25 protein-coding genes and 1 riboswitch are annotated in these 22,422 nt (G+C 61.2%); of the genes, 17 read left to right on the forward strand and 8 right to left on the reverse strand.

Annotation, left to right across the window (positions count from 1 at the left end):
* The first annotated feature begins 331 nt into the window (after nucleotides 1–331).
* Nucleotides 332–1,360 (forward strand): SDH family Clp fold serine proteinase, encoded by a 1,029-nt coding sequence (locus tag PLANPX_RS01930; RefSeq protein WP_152097092.1) that lies wholly within the window; start codon nucleotides 332–334, stop codon nucleotides 1,358–1,360.
* A 273-nt stretch (nucleotides 1,361–1,633) separates the two neighbouring features.
* On the opposite strand, the gene PLANPX_RS01935 is transcribed toward PLANPX_RS01930, so the two are convergent.
* Complete coding sequence (locus tag PLANPX_RS01935) at nucleotides 1,634–2,584, reverse strand: transposase-like zinc-binding domain-containing protein (protein WP_152097093.1); 951 nt, start codon at nucleotides 2,582–2,584, stop codon at nucleotides 1,634–1,636.
* 584 nt (nucleotides 2,585–3,168) lie between these two features.
* Between PLANPX_RS01935 and PLANPX_RS01940 the strand changes: the two genes are divergently transcribed.
* Complete coding sequence (locus PLANPX_RS01940; RefSeq protein ID WP_152097094.1) at nucleotides 3,169–3,708, forward strand: hypothetical protein; 540 nt, start codon at nucleotides 3,169–3,171, stop codon at nucleotides 3,706–3,708.
* 447 nt (nucleotides 3,709–4,155) lie between these two features.
* Nucleotides 4,156–4,899, forward strand: coding sequence for a hypothetical protein (locus tag PLANPX_RS01945; RefSeq protein WP_152097095.1), 744 nt, complete (start codon nucleotides 4,156–4,158; stop codon nucleotides 4,897–4,899).
* 297 nt (nucleotides 4,900–5,196) lie between these two features.
* Here PLANPX_RS01945 and PLANPX_RS01950 read toward each other — a convergent pair whose 3' ends face one another.
* The gene (locus PLANPX_RS01950) at nucleotides 5,197–5,451 is read right to left on the reverse strand and encodes a hypothetical protein (RefSeq protein WP_152097096.1); all 255 of its coding nucleotides are present in this window, start codon (nucleotides 5,449–5,451) and stop codon (nucleotides 5,197–5,199) included.
* On the opposite strand from PLANPX_RS01950, the gene PLANPX_RS01955 reads away from it, so the two are divergent.
* The 4 genes from PLANPX_RS01955 to PLANPX_RS01965 all read left to right on the forward strand — a co-directional run bounded on the left by PLANPX_RS01955 (nucleotide 5,452) and on the right by PLANPX_RS01965 (nucleotide 7,926).
* Nucleotides 5,452–5,988 (forward strand): hypothetical protein, encoded by a 537-nt coding sequence (locus tag PLANPX_RS01955; protein WP_152097097.1) that lies wholly within the window; start codon nucleotides 5,452–5,454, stop codon nucleotides 5,986–5,988.
* Nucleotides 5,989–5,998: 10 nt separating this feature from the next.
* Entirely contained in the window at nucleotides 5,999–6,181 is a 183-nt protein-coding gene (locus PLANPX_RS01960) for a hypothetical protein (RefSeq protein ID WP_152097098.1), read from the forward strand.
* 50 nt (nucleotides 6,182–6,231) lie between these two features.
* Nucleotides 6,232–6,375 (forward strand): hypothetical protein, encoded by a 144-nt coding sequence (locus PLANPX_RS27100; RefSeq protein WP_172991804.1) that lies wholly within the window; start codon nucleotides 6,232–6,234, stop codon nucleotides 6,373–6,375.
* Between the two features lie 516 nt (nucleotides 6,376–6,891).
* Nucleotides 6,892–7,926, forward strand: a complete 1,035-nt coding sequence (locus PLANPX_RS01965) for a hypothetical protein (protein ID WP_152097099.1) — start codon at nucleotides 6,892–6,894, stop codon at nucleotides 7,924–7,926.
* Between the two features lie 1,168 nt (nucleotides 7,927–9,094).
* Here the strand turns inward: PLANPX_RS01965 and PLANPX_RS01970 are convergent.
* Nucleotides 9,095–9,310, reverse strand: coding sequence for a hypothetical protein (locus PLANPX_RS01970; RefSeq protein WP_152097100.1), 216 nt, complete (start codon nucleotides 9,308–9,310; stop codon nucleotides 9,095–9,097).
* A gap of 430 nt (nucleotides 9,311–9,740) precedes the next feature.
* Here PLANPX_RS01970 and PLANPX_RS01980 point away from each other — a divergent pair, with 430 nt between their 5' ends.
* Nucleotides 9,741–9,929: a hypothetical protein gene (locus PLANPX_RS01980; RefSeq protein ID WP_152097102.1), complete on the forward strand. Its 189-nt coding sequence runs from the start codon at nucleotides 9,741–9,743 to the stop codon at nucleotides 9,927–9,929.
* A 379-nt stretch (nucleotides 9,930–10,308) separates the two neighbouring features.
* Here the strand turns inward: PLANPX_RS01980 and PLANPX_RS01985 are convergent, their stop codons facing one another.
* Nucleotides 10,309–10,665 (reverse strand): hypothetical protein, encoded by a 357-nt coding sequence (locus PLANPX_RS01985; protein WP_152097103.1) that lies wholly within the window; start codon nucleotides 10,663–10,665, stop codon nucleotides 10,309–10,311.
* A 445-nt stretch (nucleotides 10,666–11,110) separates the two neighbouring features.
* Here PLANPX_RS01985 and PLANPX_RS27105 point away from each other — a divergent pair, with 445 nt between their 5' ends.
* From PLANPX_RS27105 to PLANPX_RS02020, 8 genes are all read left to right on the forward strand, one after another.
* Nucleotides 11,111–11,284, forward strand: coding sequence for a hypothetical protein (locus PLANPX_RS27105; protein ID WP_172991805.1), 174 nt, complete (start codon nucleotides 11,111–11,113; stop codon nucleotides 11,282–11,284).
* A gap of 75 nt (nucleotides 11,285–11,359) precedes the next feature.
* Nucleotides 11,360–11,593, forward strand: a complete 234-nt coding sequence (locus PLANPX_RS01990; protein ID WP_152097104.1) for a hypothetical protein — start codon at nucleotides 11,360–11,362, stop codon at nucleotides 11,591–11,593.
* Between the two features lie 146 nt (nucleotides 11,594–11,739).
* Nucleotides 11,740–11,802: riboswitch (guanidine-III (ykkC-III) riboswitch) on the forward strand.
* Nucleotides 11,803–11,833: 31 nt separating this feature from the next.
* On the forward strand, nucleotides 11,834–12,154 hold the full coding sequence (locus PLANPX_RS01995) for a DMT family transporter (protein WP_152097105.1): 321 nt from the start codon (nucleotides 11,834–11,836) through the stop codon (nucleotides 12,152–12,154).
* 239 nt (nucleotides 12,155–12,393) lie between these two features.
* Nucleotides 12,394–13,860: an NADH:flavin oxidoreductase gene (locus PLANPX_RS02000; protein WP_152097106.1), complete on the forward strand. Its 1,467-nt coding sequence runs from the start codon at nucleotides 12,394–12,396 to the stop codon at nucleotides 13,858–13,860.
* A 447-nt stretch (nucleotides 13,861–14,307) separates the two neighbouring features.
* Nucleotides 14,308–14,688 (forward strand): hypothetical protein, encoded by a 381-nt coding sequence (locus PLANPX_RS02005; RefSeq protein ID WP_152097107.1) that lies wholly within the window; start codon nucleotides 14,308–14,310, stop codon nucleotides 14,686–14,688.
* 307 nt (nucleotides 14,689–14,995) lie between these two features.
* Nucleotides 14,996–15,292, forward strand: coding sequence for a hypothetical protein (locus PLANPX_RS02010; protein WP_152097108.1), 297 nt, complete (start codon nucleotides 14,996–14,998; stop codon nucleotides 15,290–15,292).
* Nucleotides 15,293–15,534: 242 nt separating this feature from the next.
* Complete coding sequence (locus tag PLANPX_RS02015; protein ID WP_152097109.1) at nucleotides 15,535–17,079, forward strand: hypothetical protein; 1,545 nt, start codon at nucleotides 15,535–15,537, stop codon at nucleotides 17,077–17,079.
* 13 nt (nucleotides 17,080–17,092) lie between these two features.
* Complete coding sequence (locus PLANPX_RS02020; protein ID WP_152097110.1) at nucleotides 17,093–18,169, forward strand: hypothetical protein; 1,077 nt, start codon at nucleotides 17,093–17,095, stop codon at nucleotides 18,167–18,169.
* Here the strand turns inward: PLANPX_RS02020 and PLANPX_RS02025 are convergent.
* Both PLANPX_RS02025 and PLANPX_RS02030 read right to left on the reverse strand, forming a co-directional pair.
* Entirely contained in the window at nucleotides 18,127–18,540 is a 414-nt protein-coding gene (locus tag PLANPX_RS02025) for an HNH endonuclease (protein ID WP_152097111.1), read from the reverse strand. The two genes, PLANPX_RS02020 and PLANPX_RS02025, sit on opposite strands and share 43 nt — an antisense overlap.
* A complete protein-coding gene (locus PLANPX_RS02030; RefSeq protein ID WP_152097112.1) occupies nucleotides 18,537–18,761 on the reverse strand; it encodes a hypothetical protein in 225 nt (74 codons plus the stop codon). Before PLANPX_RS02030 ends, PLANPX_RS02025 begins: the two co-directional genes overlap by 4 nt.
* Nucleotides 18,762–18,850: 89 nt before the next feature.
* Here PLANPX_RS02030 and cutA point away from each other — a divergent pair, with 89 nt between their 5' ends.
* Nucleotides 18,851–19,180: a divalent-cation tolerance protein CutA gene (gene cutA, locus PLANPX_RS02035; protein WP_152097113.1), complete on the forward strand. Its 330-nt coding sequence runs from the start codon at nucleotides 18,851–18,853 to the stop codon at nucleotides 19,178–19,180.
* A 108-nt stretch (nucleotides 19,181–19,288) separates the two neighbouring features.
* On the opposite strand, the gene PLANPX_RS02040 is transcribed toward cutA, so the two are convergent.
* Nucleotides 19,289–20,563, reverse strand: a complete 1,275-nt coding sequence (locus PLANPX_RS02040) for a polysaccharide biosynthesis/export family protein (RefSeq protein WP_152097114.1) — start codon at nucleotides 20,561–20,563, stop codon at nucleotides 19,289–19,291.
* Entirely contained in the window at nucleotides 20,560–22,173 is a 1,614-nt protein-coding gene (locus tag PLANPX_RS02045) for a hypothetical protein (protein WP_152097115.1), read from the reverse strand. The genes PLANPX_RS02040 and PLANPX_RS02045 overlap by 4 nt, the downstream gene beginning before the upstream one ends.
* Nucleotides 22,174–22,422: the final 249 nt, after the last annotated feature.

Genomic DNA, 22,422 nt, shown 5'->3' on the forward strand with positions numbered 1-22,422 from the left:
TTCGGCGTTCCCACGGCTTCTGGCAGGGAGGGTTGCCAGTCGCCGCAAACTCTTGCCTCTTAACCGTTTACGAGCCTCGTCGCTTGCCTCTCTTTGCCGGCCCCTTGCAAACTCTTCTCTGTTTCGGCCCCGGTCAGTCGCGTTCCGGCACGACTAACAGCCGCATGCTTGGGTGGCTTTGGCAAACCACTAAATGCAACCAGCGTGCCAAAGTTAGATCGCGGGTAGATATGGTGGTGGGCCAGTATGTGTTGCTGGCTAGCCAGTCGTGCGGAGCGAAAACGCAGAAAGTTGATTGAATTCAGCCATCGCACCCGTTAGCATCGCTGAAATGGCGAAAAAGAAACCTACGAAGGCGGCGGGGACTGGGGTGGTTCTGCCTAAGAAGCTAAGCGGGGCAAAGAAGCCCGCGAAGCCGAAGGTAAAGCCGCCCCTATTTGCCTCGATGTGCCCTGGCACTGCTCCGCCCGGCAGTAATGCTCACGAATACGCGCTGCCGGAAGAGTATTCAGATGCGTGCATTCGCCTAGAAGCGTTGCTCAAGATGCCTGTGTGGTTACTTGTGCAATCCGGAATGCCACGTGATAGTTCGTTTCGCGGGCGCGATTGGAATATGCTTGGCGATGCGGTTTGCACCGAATTCCTTGCTGCTAGGCACACAGGAGCGTTGCCAAAGCAGCCAATTGCATTGGTGATCGATTCCAACGGCGGCCTCGCACGGCAAACGTTTGTGCTTGCGTCTCTTCTCCGCCACCATTGCGGCGGGTTCGTCGCGGTTATTCCCAGGCGCGCAAAGAGTGCGGCGACGCTACTGTCGCTTGGAGCCGACCGAATAATCCTAAACACGCACGCTGAGCTTGGCCCGTTAGATGTGCAGCTAGCGGACCCCGAGAGAGAGGAATATATATCCGGCTTGGATGAGGTTCAGTCACTGGAGCGAATGCACGCCTTCACGATGACTGCATTCGACAAAATGATGCTTTTGCTCGTCGATCGCTCAGGCAAGAAAACGTCCACGGTAATGCCGATCGTCAGTGCGTTTGTTTCCGCCCTTGCACGACCGATGTTTGAGAATATCGATGTCGTCCGTTATACTCAAATGTCCCGCCTTTTGAAGGTCGCTGAAGAGTACGCAAAGCGTTTGCTAGTAAGGAATTACGGCGACGCGGAGGCTTCGCGCATCGCAACTATGCTCGTGGAGAATTACCCAGAGCACGGTTTTCCGATTTATCGGGAAGAGGCTGAGAGGACAATTGGTCTAAAGATTGCAGATGCCTCCAGTGAGATAATAGAGACGTTGGAAGTCATGGCTCGATACCAATCGAACCTTTGCGCAATCGGACGTGTCGTAAAAAGCTGAGGGCGTTATGAGCATGTATCAAGCTAATAAGAAATCAGGCCGAGAAAGTTCACGTCTAGTTGTGGAGCGAGCGATCGATCGTTCACGAATGGGCAAGGAACTGACTTGGGAGCAGCTTGCAGGGCGTGAGAGCACAAGCGTTCAACCGAGCAGCGAAAAGCCGTTCTCGGTGTCCAAGTGCGCAACGTCCCCGGAAACAAGCTCGTAGGACTTTCCTTACCTGAAGAATCCACTAACACCGTCCTTTGCAAAGGACGGTGTTTTTTATTGACTTCAACAAGCGCGGGAAAGCAGGTCGCGCACGCTCCACACCTCAGTGGTCAATCCGTGGGCCATGGCTGGGGTCTGTCCTTTGAGCGCCCGGTGAGCCCGGCAGTAGTTGTAGTGGGCGAAGAACAGACCCATCGCGGCCCGGTGGTTCGTCCACCGCTTGGAGAAGCAATAGGTGAGCCGCCCCATCCGCTTCACGAAGTTGCGAATGCTGCCGTTCATCCGCTCACTGTGGCTGGTGCAGATTTGTTCGTAGTTAGGACGGCCGAGAACTGCTGACCGCTTCGACGCTATTATCTTCGCCGGCGAATACTTCCGCTGCTCGTCTTTGCTGGTCCCGCCGAACACCTTGGTTACTTGGCCATAGTCGACCCGCTGGCCGAGGTTCCAAGCGATCGATGCTTCGTAGGTGGCGTAGCCGTCAGTCGATAGGTGGAAGCGGCCCGTGGTGGCGGTGGCGAGCTTACGCATGAAGGAATGCGAGTCCTCCATCGTGCGGCGCCCGTGGTGCCAAGTCACCAGCAGCTTCGTGTTGCGTTCGATGGCGGTCCAGCACCACGAGTCCCCGCAACCGCCGACGTACTTCTTTTGAGCGGCAGTAGCTTCTTTGCAGAAAATGTACTGCCAGATTTCGTCGCATTGCACGTCGTCAACGTGGATGCCGCGAATGTTCTCCTGCATGAACCGTTCGCACTTCTCCCCCACTTGAACGAGCAAGTCGAGGATCGTCGTCTTGCTGGTATCAGTGATGCGCGAGACCGCCCGGACGCTCATTCCTTCGCAGAGGAGGTTGATAATCTGGCAGGCACGGTCGAGGCCAATCCGCATCCCGTCAAACATGTCGGTCGATTGGGTGAATGTGACGCCGCAATCCTTGCAGCGGAAGCGGACGGCGCCGCTGGTGGTCTTTCCATGCTTCTTACGGTTCTCGTGCTGACAGACTGCTTGAATCATCACGGACTCCCAACGGTGGGAGCTTTCGCTTATGATTCAGTTACCAGGCTGGAATCTTGCGAAAGCTCGATTTCGGACGCCCCGTCGCGGCCCGCCAAGGCTGCGTCGGGGTTTTTCTTGCATGGATTTATTGTAGCAACAATAAATGGCCGTGCAATGGTTGACCGTAATATTTTTGTTGCTACATTTATTGCATGGATAAACCAGCAGAACGGGGTCGTCCGCCCAAGCCCCCCGCAGAGCGAAAGACGGCGGAATTGCGAATCCGATTAACGGAAGCCCAGAGGGCCGAGCTGGATGCTGCGGCGGACGGCGATACGTCAACGTGGGCTAGAGAGTTGCTATTGAAATCTGCACGTCGTAAAAAATAGGCCGGAGGATCGGAGAGTCGAACTCATCCGACATTCGCCAGCTCCCTCCGGCGGCGTATAAAACCGCTGTGGTGGCCGAACCACGGGACGATCCTCCCACTCCCTCACTTGAGTAAGTGAATCGGGGACGTGTTCGCGCTTACGGCAAAAATCCTGCGAGAAATACACTTGGCTAGGCGAGATCCAGTAGAAACGGAAGAACTTCGTCTCGCGATGAGCCATGAATCGGATCGCGGATGCGTCCTGATCGCGGCAGCTTGGGTGGATGATCAGCTTCGCGTTCTGATTGGCAATATCTTTAAAGACCTCAACGATTGCGGTGTTCACCCAGTTGCAGCGAAAGAGTTCGACGCCCTGAATAGATCAATCCTTGACGGCTGCTTCGGTAAATCGGTAAATCGTGTTAACTTCTGTCGCCTTATTGGAGCCATTGACTCGCCAACAGCAGCGGCAATGGCAGCGCTTTTCCAATTGCGCAACGAGCATTTCGCTCACTTTGCCGGCGTTAGCGAATTAAGCGACAGCGCGGTGGCACCGAAACTGTCGGAATTCATAGAATCGGTGGTGGAAGCGCATCCCAATCCAGCATCCTTGCAGAACACGGTTTGTGGGCCTGGGCTTGAGCGACTTCGATTTACGACCGCCTTCGAGTCGCTGAGAGCAACCACCTTCGCCGCAGAAACAAACTTCTTCAAGATTGCGATACATCGTCGACTGCGGAGTCTTCCGATCGAGCTGCGACCTCACAAATAATGTAAGCGACCAACTTCGCTTCCGTGCCGAGATTTGCCCAGCTGTCGTGAAGTTGATAGGGAATATGGTTTCGCCAGTCATACCTGCGGCCGGCGCTCGCCCAATCAGGTTTCTCAATCGCAGCAAGTACGTCCTTGGCGCATATGTGGCCAATTTTCTCGGCTGCATTAATAATGCTTTCCACTGTGACTATCCCCTAAAGAGGGGCAGTGCGTCCTAAGTGCTAGGTAAGACTCGGCTTACAACCCAGCAACACTTAATGACCCACTACCGTAGATATCCGCTGCCATTGTCAGAGTCCTGGATGGTGATAGCGAAGTAGGCAGGTAGTAAAATCCATCCGCTGGGCAGTGCGGACCAATTCCTCCGCCTAGGTCAGAGTTGTGGCACGGTTTGCATTTTTCCCCGTGCACGCGGCTGGCCGGCTCGGCGGAAGGACCGAGCAACATGGCTGAACCTCTGTCGCTATACCGCGCCCATTTTGAAGTCGTCTCGTTCTACTTGGAAACCGAGGGCTTGCATTCGACCCTGCGTGGATATGTGAATGCTCTGCCAAGAATTCCAGGTGCGAGCCTGGAACAAGTCAATTCTGACGTGCTCGCGGATATCCATCGTGCGAGCAAAGAGTCTGGCGAGTTCATGCAGCTAAACAACGACGATGCTCTATGGCTATTCCGCCGAGCATACGCACAGATGTCCCCTGGGCAACTCATTCGAAACGCTTACGCCAGCTACCATGACTTAGCTTATTGGGTAGCTGAGGGGTTCATCACCGATCTGCAGTTCAGCAACAACGATGGTCATGGCGAGTATTCGGGCTCTATGAGCCACTGGCCAACGAGCTTGAACTCAGAAGGCATTCGGGTAGCTTTTGCGAAGAATGAACATGCTTTTGACGACTTGGTGGCTATCCAGGGCTATCTCAAACTTGAAGCAGCTGCCGCCGCAAATATTGCCCCGTCGATGGCCGTGGAGTTGACGCGAGACGCAGGGATTTCTGACGATGACCTGACACCAAGAGAGCGAAACATCTTGGAGGCTATTGGAGTCGCCACAATGCAGGCGAAGGAATTGGCCGAGAAGTCCGGGTATGTGTGCAATTCCAATTTTCGCTCAACGCTTTCAGGGCTCGTGAAGCGGCGTCACCTCAAGAAATGCCTGGATGGTTACGGATATTTACGCCAGTCATGACGCCTTGCTTACATGTCAGTTAGATGCTCGGCGGCGCATTTTTCCCGTAGAGGGCATGTGGGGACACGACATGTCGTCTGACTTGTCAGCGATATGCTGATAACCGTGTGCGCATAGGATGAGAGCAGCTTGGAAGTCAGCTCAAATCCTTAGTCGTTCGTTAGCGCGAACGACGCAGCGCCCGAGGGGCACTGGAGTTTGTGATGCGGTTGTTCCCATCCGTTAGAAGGTAGGACCGCACGGCCATGGATGGCCAATGTTGGCAGCGCCAGGTCGGCGCGATGTTTCTAACTAAACCTAGAACGGAGCCGTCACCGCGTAAGCAGCTACCCGCTGCCCAAGCGTCAGCCCATCTAGCAAGACGACGCCGCGAGTGTCGCGGTGTCCGTCAACGCAGACCACCAACTCCCCTTCAGTCCCCGGCGGCAACTCGCACGCCTCGGCAAACGTGAGCGTCGTCCGTCCCGTCTTCGCCAAGCGAATCATTGACTCGCCCACCGCCAAGAATGCTTGGACGGTGGCCGAATAGCCGTTGTCGCGTTGGATGCCCATATGAATCGATCGGTGCTCGAGGCGAATGCGAAGAAGTACGCGGAAGTATGCGGAATTCCCTTGGATCTGGCTAGACGGCTCGGTGACGGCACCGATGGCGTCGTCTGGAAGTCAGGCGTCGATACCGCCATTAAAGCACTGGAATCCCCCCGCGGCTACTACAACGAACGCGACTCTTACCTCCGGCTGCAGGAATACGGCGTCACGGAGCGGCTGGAAGGTTTCTGGCTCCCAGGGATCATCGGCTACGACGACCAACTTCTGGTAGTGGAGATGGACGTGGTCTCCGGGCCCCCGTACATCCTAGATTTTGCCAAGGTCCGCATCGATCGTTCCCCGGAGTTCTCGGATGATGCGATGGCCGATTTCCAGCGCCGCGGCGTGGAATGGTGGGGCGAACGCTGGCCGGAGGTCCTTGCTCTGCTGGACGCGTTGGAGAGCTTCGGAATCTACTACCTCGACCCACGACCAGGGAACATCGTCTTCCCCGGCGATGACGTCGCAACGATGCCTGCCCCAGACCGCCCCGGCGGTTAGAATGCGGGGCATGGGAACGAACTCAAAGATTTTCGTCTCGACGCTCCTCGGCGGCTCCACTGCTTACCTCTTCGCGTCGCGGCTCGACACCGACAGCATCGCCATGAAGATGTTCGCGATGGTCCTCCTGACGGTCGCATTTCAGTCGCTGGTTCTCCGGTTAATGGGCTGGAAAATCTCGGCGGACCGATAGCCCTGACCGCGGTCGGATTGCATTCCCGCGCCAGCAGTTAGAATGCGGGCATGCGTACAAGCCATACACTTCCCGGCGACCCGCTGATGCTCATCGGGATCGCGGCTGCACTTGCCGGGTTTGTCTTCTACAGCGTTAAGTTCTACGGCTGGCGATTCTGGCGCTGGCCGCGCGATTGGTGGTGGCCAAGCTGACCCTGGCCGGGAGTCTGGGGGCTGAGGACGGCAATCCATCTCATCACGGCGAGAAGTAAGTCGCGCCGCACCGCAGCAAGCCCCAATTTTAAGCCACGCATCCTTTTTTCTTCTTAGCCCCCGGTTCTTCAAACCGGGGGCGATGCGTCACGCCACGGGGTCGGGGACCTTTTGCCACTGGCGGCGCTCCACTGAATTGACGATTCCGAGTGGCAAAAGGCCCCCGACCCCTTCTCGCGCCGCCATTTTCTCAGGTGGCCAAATTTCGTTGTAGAAACTGGGCCACCGAATCTGCTAACGTGAACAAAAGATCACTTCGTGTGCGAAGCAACAAAACCAGCGAGCCCCCCGGTTCATCCGGGGGGTAGTTCGCAGCGCACACGACGATCGCCAACCGCACGGTGCTGCAAACCAAAATCACCCCACAGACAAGCCGGGGGGCTCGCTGGTGCACAAACATTAAACGTTCCGCAGGCAGTCGCGACCAAACACGAATCAAACCGAAGGGGAAAAAGCATGATCATCCAAAATCGCCTCCGCGGCCGGCGGCGGGTGCTCGACGAGGCGAAGCAGGCTCGCCTCTGCGAGCTCGTCGCGAAGGAAAGCTACAGCGTCGAAGAAGCGGCCGAGTCGCTCGACGTCTCGCTGCGAACCGTGCAGCGCGAACGCCGCCACAACGAAGAGTTCGACGATGAACTGCGACTCGCCCTCCAACAGAAACCCAACCCGATGAAGCTGATGGTGGAAGCGGCGCGAACGCACTGGCGAGCCGCGGCTTGGCTGCTCGAGCGGACGAAGCCCGAGGAGTTCGCTCGCAAGCCGGCGAACATGACGAGCTTCAAGCTCGTCGCCGCGGCGTTCGGCTATCTACAAGAGACGGCGCTCGCGGCCGTTCCCGAGGAATGCCGCGCGGTCCTCTACCAGCAAACGCAAGCCGCGATCGAAAAGTCGGTCGACTGCTGCTTTCCGATGCTCGGCCCGCGGGGCAAGCTGCGGGTGAAGAAAGTTCCTACCAAGACGCCGCTGGCCGACCTCGAGGGGCGCAAAAACGTCCGCGTCGTGCACGACCGCGACGAGCAGGGCGACGTCACCGTGTCGCTGTCGATCGATCCGGCGGAGGTCGACGCCCGTCAAACGCGAGAGGCGGCGCGGGAGACGCAGCGTGCGGAGCTGAGGGAGCGTCTCGCGGAAGAGCGCCGCCAGCAAGCGTGCGACGAGCGGCCTGCCGCGGGAATTATGTCGCCAAAAATCGCTAAAACGACAAAATGCGACGCAACAAAAGAGCCTGCCGCAGCCAGTTCGACGAACTCAAATGACATAGAGCGTGTCGTCGCGACGTTCGAGCCGAGGGTCGACGACGAATGCCCCGAGACGCGGCGCCATTCAGAAGAACTCAATCATCCCGACGCGCAAGATCCTTGCGAACGGCTGCAACTGCTCGGCGATGGCCTCGACCGTCAGCGCCGCAGCGAGCGACGCCAGCAACGCGCCGCGGCGAAGAAGGCCAAAGCCGCCAAAAGACGGGCCGCCCGCAGCCGCCGCGCTGCGTGACCTCGTTCCCACGCTCCGCGTGGGAACGCAAAGCCCGACGCTCTGCGTCGCGCGACCAATCATCGCCAAACAAAAGCGCCACGCAAATGCCGCGGGAGCGGCGAAGAGGCGACGTTCCCACGCGGAGCGTGGGAACGAGGAGAAGATCATTCCGGCTATCGAGAGACGCCGCGACAGCATCATTCGGCGAACTAGCGGGCTTGGAGCAGTCTCATCCATATCTCGCCAAGGATACACAGCTTGTCGCCCGCTCGCATTCCCGCGTCAGCGGTTAGAATGCGGGGCATGCGAATTCGCTTTAACGTCCGTTGGCTACTACTGCTAATGGCAATCGCAGCATGCTTCCTGACCCTGAACGTGCTTGCGGATCGGTGGTTCAGCAAGCCATTCCGGGATTTCTATTTCCCACAGAAACCCGCCGCCGGCGCTTCCGTCCCCTAACCCCGGCCGGGAGTCTGGGGGGTGCGGGGGCGTGGTCCAAGATGCGTGCGATCTCCAGCGGAGGGCGAGCGATCGTCCCTACTTGGAACGCCACCGCTGCACGGCGCGAACCACCCTGATCGGTATTTCAATCAACAGCTGAGGGGCGCCTAGAATCACCCCGCCCGCTAAGGCAATGGCGAAGTATGCCCAAAACTCGCCCGGCAGGAGCGAAGCGGCATAAGAGGCAGCAGCGAGACCGGCCACGAGCAGCAGCATTACTCGCAAGCTGAATCGTATCTTCCCGTCCATAGTGCTTAACTATAGCAGGTGATGCGGACCGGCCGATTGCATTCCCGCGCCGGCGGTTAGAATGCGGGCTATGTATCGCATCGTACTAGTATGCCGCGGAGTTCCAGCGGAAATCGGCCTCGAAGCAGCAGCTGACATAACAGCTGAGTTTCGGGAATACCGCACGTGGTACGAGAATGTGACATGCGTCTGGGCGTATGGACTGCTGGTTCTTCAGGCTGAAAGCGACTGCGACGAGCAAGGGCTCGCTCTCTCCGATGAGTTTTCTGATTGCATCTCCGCCTGTACACCCACGACCTTTGACTTTGAGATCGAGGTTGAGTCCGTTGCACCGCTCACCTGACCCCGGCCGACAGTTTGGGGGCTGAGGAGTTTTATCACTGGCCTAGAGTACGCAACCCCGACCGGAGGGGTGAGAAGCCTCGAAGCGGCGTCGCTAAGAAATCTTCTTGCCGGTAGTCGTGTATCCGATCGCGATGAAGATGATTGCGGCTGCGGCGATGATCCCTGTTGATTGAAGGTCTTTTAGTCCATCCTCGTAGAGACCAAATGCCAAGAGACCGAGCAGGAGGATTCCGCCGGCGTAGCTTGATAAGCCGATGTAGCGGTTGAGCGCGTCGCGGCTAGACGGGCTGTTCTTTTCGGATTCCATACTGCTCACGATAGCAAAGTGACTGTATGCGTGATAGTATCCGGCGGCCCTGGCGGCGGCCAGACTCGACGCACGGGAGACTAACAATCCACCAGACTCGGCAAGGCGTCAGCCGTAAAGACGCCGGCAATGGGAATAAGGATCGAGCGGACGAGCGACGAATCGCTCTGCGCAGCGCTAGCCCGTTTTAACCGACTGAGTCGCCAACAGCATCGCCGAAGCTGGGCGAAGGCTCGCCGCGGCTACTACGAAAAGCCCAGCGTGGTGCGGCGGCGCCAGGCAGCCATCGGCTTAATAAGTTCGCGACGCTCCACCGTCGGCATGGCGCCCTTCAAGCGATATGCGAACCTTGGCAGCCTGCTTCGCCGGTAGCGGGCGTACAGCGGATCGCTAAGTGTGCATTCCCGCGCCGACGGTTAGAATGCGGGGCATGAAAATCACACCGGCGGCAATTGAAGAAGCGAGACAAAACCCCAACGGCTGGGTCTATGTCATCAATGGGAGCTACGGCCCGAATGATGCGGTTCCTCCGCACGCCATTGAGGGCGCGTGGAAGGTGGACGCTGCCGGGCGGATCTCAGGGGAATTTATCCCTAATCCCAACTTCAAGCGGGGCTGAGCGTCGGTAGTGCTGGCGGAAACGTGCGACTCTAACGGCGCGAGCTAGGGGCGTATCGGCCTGCTTCTCCACCAAAGATAAGCCAATGCACAGCACACGATGATCGCTGACGACACAGCCCCTTCCCACCGGCCGCGAAGACACTCGACCACAAACACGCCGAAAGCGATCGCGAGCATCAGTCCCACGAGGACCAGGACCAGCCAGTATTCTCTGCGAGAATTAAACGCCATATTTTTGCATTCGGCGATGAGACTAAATAATTGCCTTCCCGCGTCGGCGGCCAGCGGCGGGGCTATTCCCACAAGACCGTCACCGCGCATTTTGACGAACGGGATCGTCAGCAGCAGGAAGGCGAGGAGCGCACGCTGCGAGCCCCCTACTCCGGCCACTGCCTGAAGACGACGCACACGCCAGTTTTATCGAGCAGCGAGAACTCCAGCGCTCCCCACGGCCGTTGCGTCACCCGCGGCAAGTTCGGGTGAAGCAGATCGGGCCGCTTCGCAGCGACCTCGCGATGGAGCTCTTCGATCGTGTCGGTCTCAATCGCAATCTCCGGCCGATCCTTTGCGGCATACTCCGCGCTCGCGACGACGTACGCCTTGGCGCTGTCGCGGCCGACCACGGCCAGTTCCCCGTCCTGATACAGCACGGTGAAGCCCAACCCGTCGACGAACAGATCGAGTCCCTCCTCCATCCGATCGAAGAAGACTTTCGGTATCAAGCGAATCATCATCAGCGCGTCCCCCGCTCGGGCCTCGCATGGTCGCGAGGCCATTGAAAAGATTTTGGAACAGAGCGACCAGTATATCGCCGCGCACCGTCAACGCTCGAATGTTGTCCACGTATCAGTTTCTTCTTAGCCCCCGGTTCTTCAAACCGGGGGCGAGTCCGCAGCTTTCTCGCGCACGCCGCCCAACAATTCCTCAAACTTTGTTGTCGAAACTGGGCCACTAGTTTTGCTAACGTGAGCACTCCGTTCACCGCAATGCGCGCCACATGCCTGCTTCGCGATTCCTCGGTTTATCCGGGGGGAAGTCCGCAGCGCACAACGCACCGCCGACCGGAACGCGCCACACCCAAATTCCCCCCCCGGACAAGCCGGGTGGCTCGCCATCGTACGACAACGCAGCGCCCAGCGCACTCTCCTCACTTACTCACCTAAACGCTCACGCTTCACCATGCCCCTCGACCTTACCCCCGCCGAAATCGAGCAGCTCATCGAAGCCCTCGACTGCCTCAAAACCAAATTTGCGTTCGTGAAAAAGGGCGCCTCCTACGCCGAGCGGACCGCCAAGCTGCTTGAGGCCGAGACGCTTGAGCAGAAGCTTCGTGCGGCGCTTGGCGAAGCTTGAACCTCGCCGCAGGCACTGCTGGCGCCGCGTTAGATGAACTAGCTCCAACGTCGCAACGGAAGTACAAATTGCCGCATGCGTCGCCGCCTCGCGCCTACTTGCCGAGCCTTGCTCTTCCTCGTCGCTGCGACGGCGCTCGCCGGCTGCCAGTCGGGCATCACCGCCGCCCATCGCATGATCGAAGGCCAAGCGATCGAACGAACTCTCGACTATCCCGAAGCGCCGCTGAGCCAACGCTTCGACATGCCTGTCGAACAACCCGCGCAGAAGAAAGCATTAACCGCGAATCACGCGAATCTTCGCGAATAAAGCAGAGTGGCATCGACCTCTTTCCATTAGCGCAGATTCGCGTGATTCGCGGTCCGTTCCCGCATTCCTTGGCGCTCTTGGCGTCCCTGGCGGTTCAACTCCCAGCGTCTCGCCAGAGTTGAAATCACCGCCCCAACGGCTATCATTCAACCGGCAACTGCTGCCCCGGACGAGACGCGCCGTACCCGGTCACGCGAAGACGACGCTCCGAACTCGCTCACTCGTTCAGGAGGCGTCGTCATGCATTGGTGGTATTTGCTCGTTGCCGGATTGCTCGAAGTCGGTTGGGCCATCGGCCTGAAATACACCGACGGTTTTACGAAGCCCCTCGCGAGCGTGCTCACTGCCGCGGCGATCGTCGGCAGTATGGTGTTGCTTTCGCTCGCCGCGCGGACGATCCCCATCGGCACCGCGTACGCCGTGTGGACCGGCATCGGTGTCGCCGGCGCCGCGACGCTCGGCATCGTGCTGTTGGGCGAAGCGGTCACGCTCAGCCGATTGTTCTTCCTCGCGATGCTGCTGGTGGCGGTGATCGGGTTGAAGGTTACCTCCGGCCATTGATCGTAAATCGCTAGAAGCCATTGCCGAATAAGCAGCCCGGCCAATGCTGCGCCTGCCGCTGACCCGCTGCGCGAGATATGAGATACTGGGCCGCACGATGACTTTGTGGGAGGCGTCTCCGACGCCGATGCCTTTCACCACCATATGCCGTTATGGTCGGTGAGCGCCGCTTCGGGGTCGGAGACCCCTCCCACAAGTTTCCGATCGAAGTATTCATTCCACAGAGCAACTTGCCTAAGATGCCGACCGAAGCCGACAAGTACCCGAAGATCGCCCAACTGAAGAGCGTCGATGCGCTACGCGCGCGGCTGACGGAACTGGGCGTCGCGTTGCCGCTCGACGACGAGATCCAAACAGCCGCGGCCGGTTCGCCGCTCGCGCAGCCGATCGACGTTGGCGGCTTTCGCGTCGGCAATCGGTGGTGCATCCATCCGATGGAAGGGTGGGACGCGAATCGCGATGGCTCGCCGAGCGACTACACGCTGCGGCGGTGGCGCAACTTCGGCCGCAGCGGCGCTAAGCTCATTTGGGGCGGCGAGGCGGCCGCGGTGCAGCCCGACGGCCGCGCGAATCCGAATCAAACGCTCGCTACGCCCGAGAACAAGCGCGGCCTTGCGCAGTTGCTCGAAGAGTGCCACGCAGGCCATCGCGAGCAGTGCGGTACGCTCGACGGCTTGCTGGTCGGTTTGCAGCTCACTCATTCGGGGCGGTTCTGCAAGCCGGCCGATCACGCCAAGTGGGCGCCGCGGATCGCGTACCATCATCCGCTGCTCGATGAGAAGTTTAAGATCGATCCCGCCAACGACGCTTGCGTGTTGACCGACGACGAACTGGAAACGTTGATCGACGACTACGTCGCCGCGGCCCATCTAGCCGCCGACGTCGGCTACCAGTTCGTCGATGTGAAGGCGTGCCACGGCTACTTGCTGCACGAGTTCCTCAGCGCACGGACGCGGCCTGGGCGATTCGGCGGCGATCTCGACGGCCGCTCTCGTGTGTTGTTCACCATCATCGATCGCATCCGCAGCGAGCTGCCGAGCTTGATGATCGGCGTGCGGCTGAGCGTGTTCGACACCGTGCCCTATCGCACGAGCCGCGAGGTCGGCCAGCCGATGGACTACGCGCAGCTGCTTCCCTACGGCTGGGGCTTCGGCGTCGACGAGCACGATCCGCTGCGGTTCGATTTGGCCGAGCCGATCGAGCTGATGCGGCGACTCGTCGCGCACGGCGTGGCGATGATCAACATTACCTGCGGCAGTCCCTACTACGTTCCCCACATCCAACGCCCAGCGATCTTCCCGCCGAGCGACGGCTACCAACCGCCGGAAGATCCGCTGGTGGGCGTGTGGCGGCAGCTCGATGCCGTGCGGCAATGCAAGGCGGCGCTCCCCGACGTGCCGTTCGTCGGCAGCGGTTACTCGTACCTGCAGGACTACCTTCCCCACGCGGCGCAGCGTGCCGTGCGCGACGGTTGGGTCGACTTCGTCGGCCTCGGCCGGATGGTGCTCAGTTATCCCGAGCTGCCGCAGGATTGCCTGGTCGAAGGGAAGCTGAAGCGGAAGCTTGTCTGCCGCACGTTCAGCGACTGCACCACCGCGCCGCGGCATGGGCTCATCTCCGGCTGCTATCCGCTGGATGAGTACTACAAGCGGATTCCGGAACGCGAGCAGTTGGTGGCGATTAAGCAGAAGCTGGGCGAAGGGTAGCAAGCGTCTGTAACGTTGGCGCGAGTTGATCGCTTGTAGTAGCACGAGTTGATTGCTCGAAAGTAATGCTCACCACTACACGTCTGGTCCCCTCCCCCTTGAGGGGAGGGTTAGGGAGGGGGGCGTAGCTGGTACACGCGTTCCACCCCCTCCCCAGCCCTCCCCTCAAGGGGGAGGGAGCCAGAAGGTTTTTGGGTGGACTTTGCTCCGTAGTAACTTCGATGACAGCTGCCGTCGATTCGACGCGAGTTGAATAGCATCGCAACGACTCGATGGAATCACCGCTCTTCAAAATCGGCCTGAAAAGGCCGATATGCAGCGCTGCGCCTTAATTGGCACAGCGGATGCCTCCTACTCCTGCAGAACGCTTCGGACGCTCGGCTCTTCGCCGGCGCAACCCGAACGGTGGAATCTGTATCGGGCCCGCCACGGGCCAGGGAGAGCATCATGTTACGCAAGTGCTGTTTGTCGTTGGCCGCGGTGGCGGCCTTGGGATTGGGCCTCGGCGCCGCGTCGACCGCGCAAGCTGATCACGGTCACGGCGGCGGTCATCATGGCGGGCATCATGGCGGTCATCATGACCACTACGACCACCATCATCAGCAGCATTACCAAAGCGCCTACCGCGGCGGCTACGGATACGGGTTCGGCTACAGCGGGCCGACCCAAGTCCGCAGCATTTACGGACCGGCGTATCAGAGTTACTACGGCCTGCCATCAAGCCGCTACGGTGGCTACGGCGGATATGGATACGGCGGTCGCGGTTACGACAGCTGCTATGGCCCCAGCTATCGCCGCGGCGGCGTGAGCGTTTCGTTCGGGTTCTAGGGTAGTGTCAACCAGCACTTCGGACTGGCCGCTTAAGCGGCCAGTCCAATGCGGGCTCCAGGCCGCAACGGCCCGTATCGGATTGAGCGTGCTGGCGTCAAAGTGACGGCAAATACGCAGTCGCGGCATTTCGCCGCCCCACGGCAATTGGCCCTAAACTGCTGATTGTCAACGAGTTCCGTCAAATGCCGACCGAATGGCACGCCGGCTGCGTAATAGGGTTTCATCAAGCAGCGGAAAACAAAGGAAGAGTTTCATCCACCTAGCCGCCGCCCAACGAGGAACATTGTTTCAGAGGGAGTTAGTCATGTTGAAGCGCATCCTGTTAGCTGTCGCCGTCGTCGCGGGAACTACGCTCGTCGTCGCCCCTCAGGCCGACGCCGGGGTGTTCGTTCGCCGGGTCGCTCCGGTCCGCCGCGTCGTCTACCCGCCCTACCCCGTCGCCCGTCACGCCGTGGCTCGCCCGGTGGTCGGCCCCGTGCTGTACCCAGCCTATCGCCCCGTCGTTTACGGCGGCGGTGGCTTCTACGGCGGTGGCTACTACGGCGGTCGTGGGTTCTACGGCCCTGGCATCTCGATCGGCATCGGCGGCTTCGGCTACTAACCAGATCCGGTGCGGCGCCGAGCGGCGCAACGTAGTTCGCACATGAAGAACGTGGTCGTCTCGCCAGGAACTGTGCGGGTGGCGAACGACATCATGCCGCCTGTCAGCACACGCTGACAGGCGGCTTATTTATGCGCTGAGTCTGCTAGCACGTTTTCCGCCTACGTCGTGCGCGGAAGAATCCTCAAGCAACGCGCAATTCCTACCGATGAAGCCCATAAGGAGTTTTCCCTTACTGCCCGATGAGTCTGCGCACTGCCGCACGACGCCTGCCGCCAAATGCTGCGACGCCCATGTTGGTCATCATCAGCGACCTGCACCTGACGGACGGAACAAGCGGATCGACGATCTCGCCCGGCGCCTTTCAGCTGCTGGGAGAACGGATCGCCGATCTCGCGATGGGCGCCTCGCAGCGCCGCGACGGCAGTTATCGGCCAATCGATCGGATCGACTTACTCCTGCTCGGCGATGTGCTCGACGTCATCCGCTCGAGCCGCTGGCTGACGGGCCGCGCTCGGCCGTGGGACGATCCGCAATCGCCGGCGTTCTTCGAGATGGTCTCGCAGATCACCAGTGACATTCTGCGTCGCAACGAAGAAGCGCTCGGCGAATTCCGCAAGCTCGCGCAGCAAGGGGTCGCCATTCCCGCCGCCACGCGCGACGGCAGGCCGGCCGATCGCCAGCTGCTGCCGATTCCCGTTCACACGCATTACATGGTGGGGAACCACGACTGGTTCTACCACCTGCCCGGCGAGAACTACTCGCGCCTGCGGCGGCAGATCGCCCTCCACATGGGCCTCGCCACAAACCCGGATTCACCGTTTCCGCACGAAGCGTGGGAGTGCAACGAACTGCTGCAGACGATGCGGCGGCACAAAGTTTTCGCCCGCCACGGCGACGTCTACGATCCCTTCAACTACGAAGGCGATCGCAACGCGAGCAGCCTGGGCGACGTGATCGTTATTGAGCTGCTCAACCGCTTCGGCGTGCAGGTGCAGAAGGAACTGGCCAACGATCTGCCCGAGACGGTCCTTTCGGGCCTGCGCGAGATCGACAACATCCGTCCGCTGTTGCTCGTGCCGGTCTGGATCGACGGCCTGCTTGAGCGCAGCTGCCCCCATCCCGCCGTGCGCAAGCAGGTGAAGAAGGTGTGGGATCAGCTGGCCGACGAGTTCCTCGACCACCCGTTCGTGCGGCACCGCGATACCTGGTGCCCGGTCGACATCGTCGACGGGCTGCAGAAGGCGCTGAAATTCAGCCGCCGGCTGTCGGTCGGCTGGGCCAGCTGGATTGCCCAATGGATGTGGCAGCTCCGCGGGGCGGACAACAGCTCGTATTACCAGCACGCCCTGTCGGAGCAAGACTTCCGGAACCGCCGGGCCAAGCACATTGTGTATGGCCACACCCACGCGCACGAGACTGTGCCGCTGGACGCGAGCTTCGCGGAAGGGTATGTCTTGAATCAGGCGTACTTTAACAGCGGCACGTGGCGGCGGGTCTATGAGCAGACGCGCTTCGCCCCGCATGAGCAAGAGTTCATCGCCGCCGACGCCCTGACATACCTGGCCTTTTTCAAAGACGACGAACGCCGCGGCCGGCCTTACGAAACCTGGTCGGGCACGCTCGGCATCTCACCGCTGCCGAGCGTGACGATGCGCGTCGATTCGGGAATGAAGAGCGATGCCTCGCCACAACCGATTTCGACACCAAGCGTACCGATCCGAGCCCCCCACTTCGCCTTACCGCCTACTCACGTCCGGGCGGCCGACGGAGCCTTCGTCCGCTGAGTTTGACGAGCGGATGGCTAGTGCGGGAGCGAAGTTCTCGCAAGCGGGCGTCGCGGCGATCTACTGCGTTCACGGCACGTTCTGCGGCGACGACGTGCTGGGGTTGTTCACCGAGTTGGAAGGCTGGGCGCCGAGCGTTGCCCGCCCGTTGCGTCGCTGGAGCAAGCGGGCGATCGACGCTGTCATTGGCGAGACGGGCAACTACACGCCGGCGTTCGCCGAGCGGATGCAAACGGCGTTGAGCGCGAGCGCCCCGCGACCGATGCCGGTGCGGCTGTTTCATTGGTCGAGCTTGAATCATCACATCGGCCGCGCCGACGGCGCCGTGCGGTTGTTGGGTGAGCTGGCGACGTTCGGTGAGCAGCTGCCAAGCTCACAGGGCAATCCCCGCGTCCAGCTCTGGGCGCACAGCCACGGCGGCAATGTCTTCGCCCTGCTAACCAACCTGCTCGGCGCTGACGAAGCGACCCGGCATGAGTTCTTCCATGCCTCGCGGACCTTCTTCCGCCCATGGCTCGCGGCTCGTCCCGACCTGCCGGTGTGGGAGCGAGTCGAGCAGATCCTCGCCGATTCGCAACATCCGCTGCGGCGGCTGAAGCTCGACGTGATCACCTACGGTACGCCGGTTCGCTACGGCTGGGACGCCGGCGCCTATCACAACTTGCTGCACGTGATCAATCATCGGCCCTACTCGAAGCACCACAAGCACCGCGCCCCCTACCCGCCTTGGCCGCATCACGTGTTGGCGGCCGAGCATGGCGACTACATCCAGCACGCCGGCATCGCGGGGACAAACCTCCCGCCGCTGCCGATCGCGCTGCGGACGTTCCTCGCCGACTGGCGGCTCGGCAACCTGCTGCAGCGGAACCTCGGCGGCTGGCTCCGCTCGCGGCTCAAGCAAGGCGTTCGCGTCCACGACGAAGGGACGACGCTGCTGGTCGACTACGACGACCCCCACCGCATGCCCTGGCGGCACGTGCTGGGGCATGCCCCGTATACCCGCAGCCATTGGCTGCCGCTCCACTGCGAGTTGGCGGCGGAGCATTTTTACGAGGCGGGCGGGAACAATTCGAACGCAGATTCGACTTGACGAATCAGGACTCGTCGAGGGGAATTGAGGTCGAAGGCGGCGACCGTGGCGCGGCCAATCGGAGTTAGGCCGACTAGGTGGTATTCGTGCCAAGCAAAGTGCTCGTCCCAGCGGTCGGTGCGCGGGTTGAATAAGGGCGTTGAATCGCCTGAGTGTGGATCGGCAGCAACCGTACGATCCGACTTGCGGAGGTTGCAACTTGGGCAGGCCCAGGCAAGATTGTCGAGGCCATCGCCGCCCCCCTTCGATCGCGGAACGGCATGCTCAAGATGGAAGCTTGCTCCTTGCAGCGACTGGTGCATGCGGCAGTACTCGCACCGTTGACCGGCTCGCTCTTCGACGGTGGAATCGAGATCGCGACGCGCGCTCATGTGGGGCGACGGCCGAGAAGAAGTAACGCTTCAGCCCTTACGAGCGATAATCGCTCGCTCAGCTCAACTAGCGATTCCAATTCCTCGCGTTCGCCCGCGGCAAGTTGGCCTTCGTTGTTGCGGTCCATCAGCTGCTGCAGGCGCTCGTCCGACTTTGTCGGAAGACGAAGCTGCCCAATGGTCTCGACCCATTCCACGGGGGCGTCAACGGTGGTATTCATCGAATTGCTGCCATTGAGGGCGTGACGCGACTGACCGGCTAGAATTTAGTATACCCCGTCAGCATCTTCCGGCCAAAGCGAGATCAAGTTTGAACGATTCATCGCCGCTATTCATTCAGATTGCCACCACAGCCGGCAGCCGCGAAGAGGCGGATCGAATTGCGACGGCGTTGGTCGATCGCAGCCTAGCGGCTTGCGTGCAGATTGTCGGTCCGATGCAGAGCGTTTATCGCTGGCAGGGGCAGATTGATCGCAGCGAGGAGTGGCTTTGCCAGATCAAGACGACGCGGCAACATTACGCGGCGGTCGAAGCGGCGATTCGGGAGTTGCACTCGTATGAGTGCCCGGAGGTCATCGCGACGCCGATTGTGGCGGGCAGTGCGGCGTATTTGCAGTGGCTAGCTGAGCAAACATCCTAGCCCCGAGCTCCGCCCGGGGGTGGCATATCGCGGGACGACGCCGATCGTTGTGGATACCGACCCCCTGGCGGAGCCAGGGGCTAGAAGACCACAAGGCGAGCCGTTGAATCAGTTGCTAATCGACCGGAAGTTGTTGAAGTTCAAATTGCCGAACGCGAACTGCGGGAACATCGCGTAAAGGCCGTTCGTGAAGAACTCGCTGATCCATTCGTCGGCGACGCGGATTGGCGTCTTCGGCACGATGACGATGTCGGAGTCGTTCAGCCAGATTTCGTCGGCCGGCGTTGGGCGTTTGCCGTAGAGGCCGCCTTGGATGTCGAACATCGAGGCCATCAGCCGCCAGTCGTCGCCGCGGCGGAAGACGACCACTTGGCGAAGGTTGCCGCCGTTTAAGTGGCCGCCGGCCATCGTCACGGCTTGCATCAGCGTCGTCGGGCCTTCGAGCACAAATCGGCCTGGCTGCCGCACTTCGCCGCCGATGAAGACGTACCGCGGCGCCCGTTGCGTGAGGACCGGCGTGATGTCGACGCCGGGGATCGCGGCATCGTAGCGGGCGTCGACTTCAACCTTCAGTTCGTCGACCGTGAGGCCTTGAGCGCAAATCGGGCCGAGGGCCGGCAGGAAGAGCCGGCCATCGGGGTTCACGGTTGATTCGAGTTGCTGGCCGCCGTTCCCTTGGCGGGCGACGACGGCGTTGATGAGGTCCTGCAGGCGAGTGTTCACCTCGACCGGCGTCACGGTGATCGCCGGGACCTTGTAGTACTTGGTGTAGCGTTCTTCGAGGTGGAGCCGCAGGCCGTCGACGGTCATGTTTGCGGCCCGCACTTGGCCGAGCAGCGGCAGCGTAATCGTCCCGTCGGGCTGGATCACCAACTCGCGGCGGACGTCGTCTTGCGTGCCGCCGATGCCGCCCGCAGCCGAGTCGCCGGTCAGCGACTCAACGCGAATCTTGTCGCCGACCTGCAGTTCGTACGGGTAGCTCGTCATCTCCCGCGTCAGGCGGAAGACGAAGATGATGCGATCGTCGACGCGGATGCGGTACTCCGGCACGTGCGCGAGGCGGGCGTGGCCGATGTACTCGCCTTGGGCGTAGGCTTGCCAATCGACGGGGCCGCGGGCGTCCCAGGTGACTTCGCCTTGGCCGGCGCTTACGGTGCTATCAACGCCCCAGATCGGATATGGGGCGGCGGGGCTCAATGCCTGGCAGAGCACGAACTCTTCCGCGGTGGCGAGCTTCACCAGTTGCTCACGCGACTGCGTAGCCTTCGCAGCGGGAACGATTTGCCGCGGCGTCGAGCGATCGATCAGCGACGTCAGCACGAACAACGCCACCGCGACGACTGCCAACCGTTTGAAGGCGATCTGTTTCCAACGAAGGATCATCGGAAGTAGCCTCCGGGCAGCCGGGTGATGTTGTGAACCGGCTCGCTGGGAGCTGGCGCCGGGGCTTGGCTCGTTGCAGTCGCGGCGGGGCGAGGTTGCGGAATCGGCGGGCCGGCGGCGACTTGCGGCGCCGGCGCCGTCGGCGCCAGCGCCGTCGGCGCCAGCGGATCGCCCGTGCGAGCCAGCGTTTGCGGATCAACCCACTGCACGCCGCTCACGCTGCTCATCCCCTGCGCCGCCAACTGGTGTGCTTGGGAATCGCTGAGCGTCGCGAGGTCTTCGCGGCCGAGCTTGCGTTGAATGCGGGCCAAGTTGCGATAAACGACCGGGTGAGGTTCGCGGGCCGCCACTTGGGCGAGAATGTATTCCGAATCGACGTAGTGGCCAGCTTCCGCCAGCAGCACGCCAAGCTCATGGGCGGCGAGGTGGTTGTCTTCGCGAGCTAGCAACGCCGCTTGCTGCAGCGAGAACGCGCGACGTTCGACCTGCACGATGCGACCAGGTTCAGCGCGGCCGATTTGGCTGTAGAGCTTGCCGAGTGCGTGGAGCGCCATCGAGCCGGCCGGTTCGCCGGCGACTGAGGCGCCAAGTTGTAGTTGGGCGTAACGATAGTAGAGATCGGCCAGTTGCTGCGGCATCAGGTCGCCGGCGCCGCTCTTCGCGACCGGCGTGCGGTGCGACGCGATGATCACGGCGAAGTCGAGGCGATTGTCGATGCCAGGGCCGCGCGGGGTAAAGTCGGCTGCTTCTTCCAGGGCTCGCAAGCCGTTGGCGAGAGCGACCGAACGCCGCGACAGGCCGCGCTTTTGGTCCTTCGCCTCGGCAATCATCCGCAAGACTTCGAGGAATTGTTCGCGAGCGGCGAAATAGGCGCCCCGCTGGGCGAGCTTATAGCCGCGGCGGATTTTTGCGAGGGCCTGCTCGCTCACCATGGCGCCGGTCATGTGGCCGGTGACCGTGGGGCCGGCATCGGCGAGCAGCTCTTCCGCTTCTTGCGAGAGCGAACCGCCGAGGGTGCTTGTGGTATCGCTGAGTCGCGGCGGGAGTGCGAGCGACGCTTCCGTGCTGGCGGCGTCGGGCGTCGGTAGGATGTCGTAGTCGGTGAGCGGCTCGGTGGCGACGAGCGAAGCCTCAGTTGACTCGTCAGCTGGTGTGCTCGCGTCGAGCGGCGTCGCTCCGGAGGCGTCGTGCCATTCGGTGAAGCCCGCTTCGAGCGGTTGCGGCGGCAGCAGCGTCGGGCCGGCGGTGGGCATCTCGACGGCGTCGAGTTCCGCGGTTGCGTTTGGTGCGGCAGCGATTTGCTCGGCTTCTTCCGCTTCGATGGTCGGGAGCGGCGTGAGCTCTGGCTCGGCCGGCGTTTGCAGACGCGGCTCGTTGGGGAGTGACATCATACCGGCCGGTTCCACGGCGTCGGCCGTCGGCGGCAGCAGCGGGCGGGCCCACGCGATTTCGGCCTGGCGAGGAGTGCGAGCGAACGCGCCGGAACTGGCGGCGTTCGATCGCTCGGCGCGTTCGGCGCCAGCATCGCCGCAGCCAATCGTGGCCAACAGCGCCAGTGCGCACGCTTGCCGCGGCCATCGCCTAACGCGTTGGAGGTCACCCTCGATCATGTACGCCCATCCCTGGCTAAGTGCCGGCGTGGAGCCGGCGCCAGCGCGCATCCTGCGCGCCCCTCTGCTGGTACTAAAATTCGACTGTTGCCGACCGCAGGTGACAGCAAAAGCGCGGCCCGCGGGTACGGTTCGCCGCTGATAGCAGCGTTAAAGCCGGCAAAGTTTCACCATCCTCGGGCGGGGGCTGCACCCCTATGAGGCGGTTGGATGGATCGCCCCAATATGCCGTTGGCAGAATTCTGCCCC

The sequence above is a fragment of the Lacipirellula parvula genome (assembly GCF_009177095.1).
In the GTDB taxonomy this organism is placed as follows: domain Bacteria; phylum Planctomycetota; class Planctomycetia; order Pirellulales; family Lacipirellulaceae; genus Lacipirellula; species Lacipirellula parvula.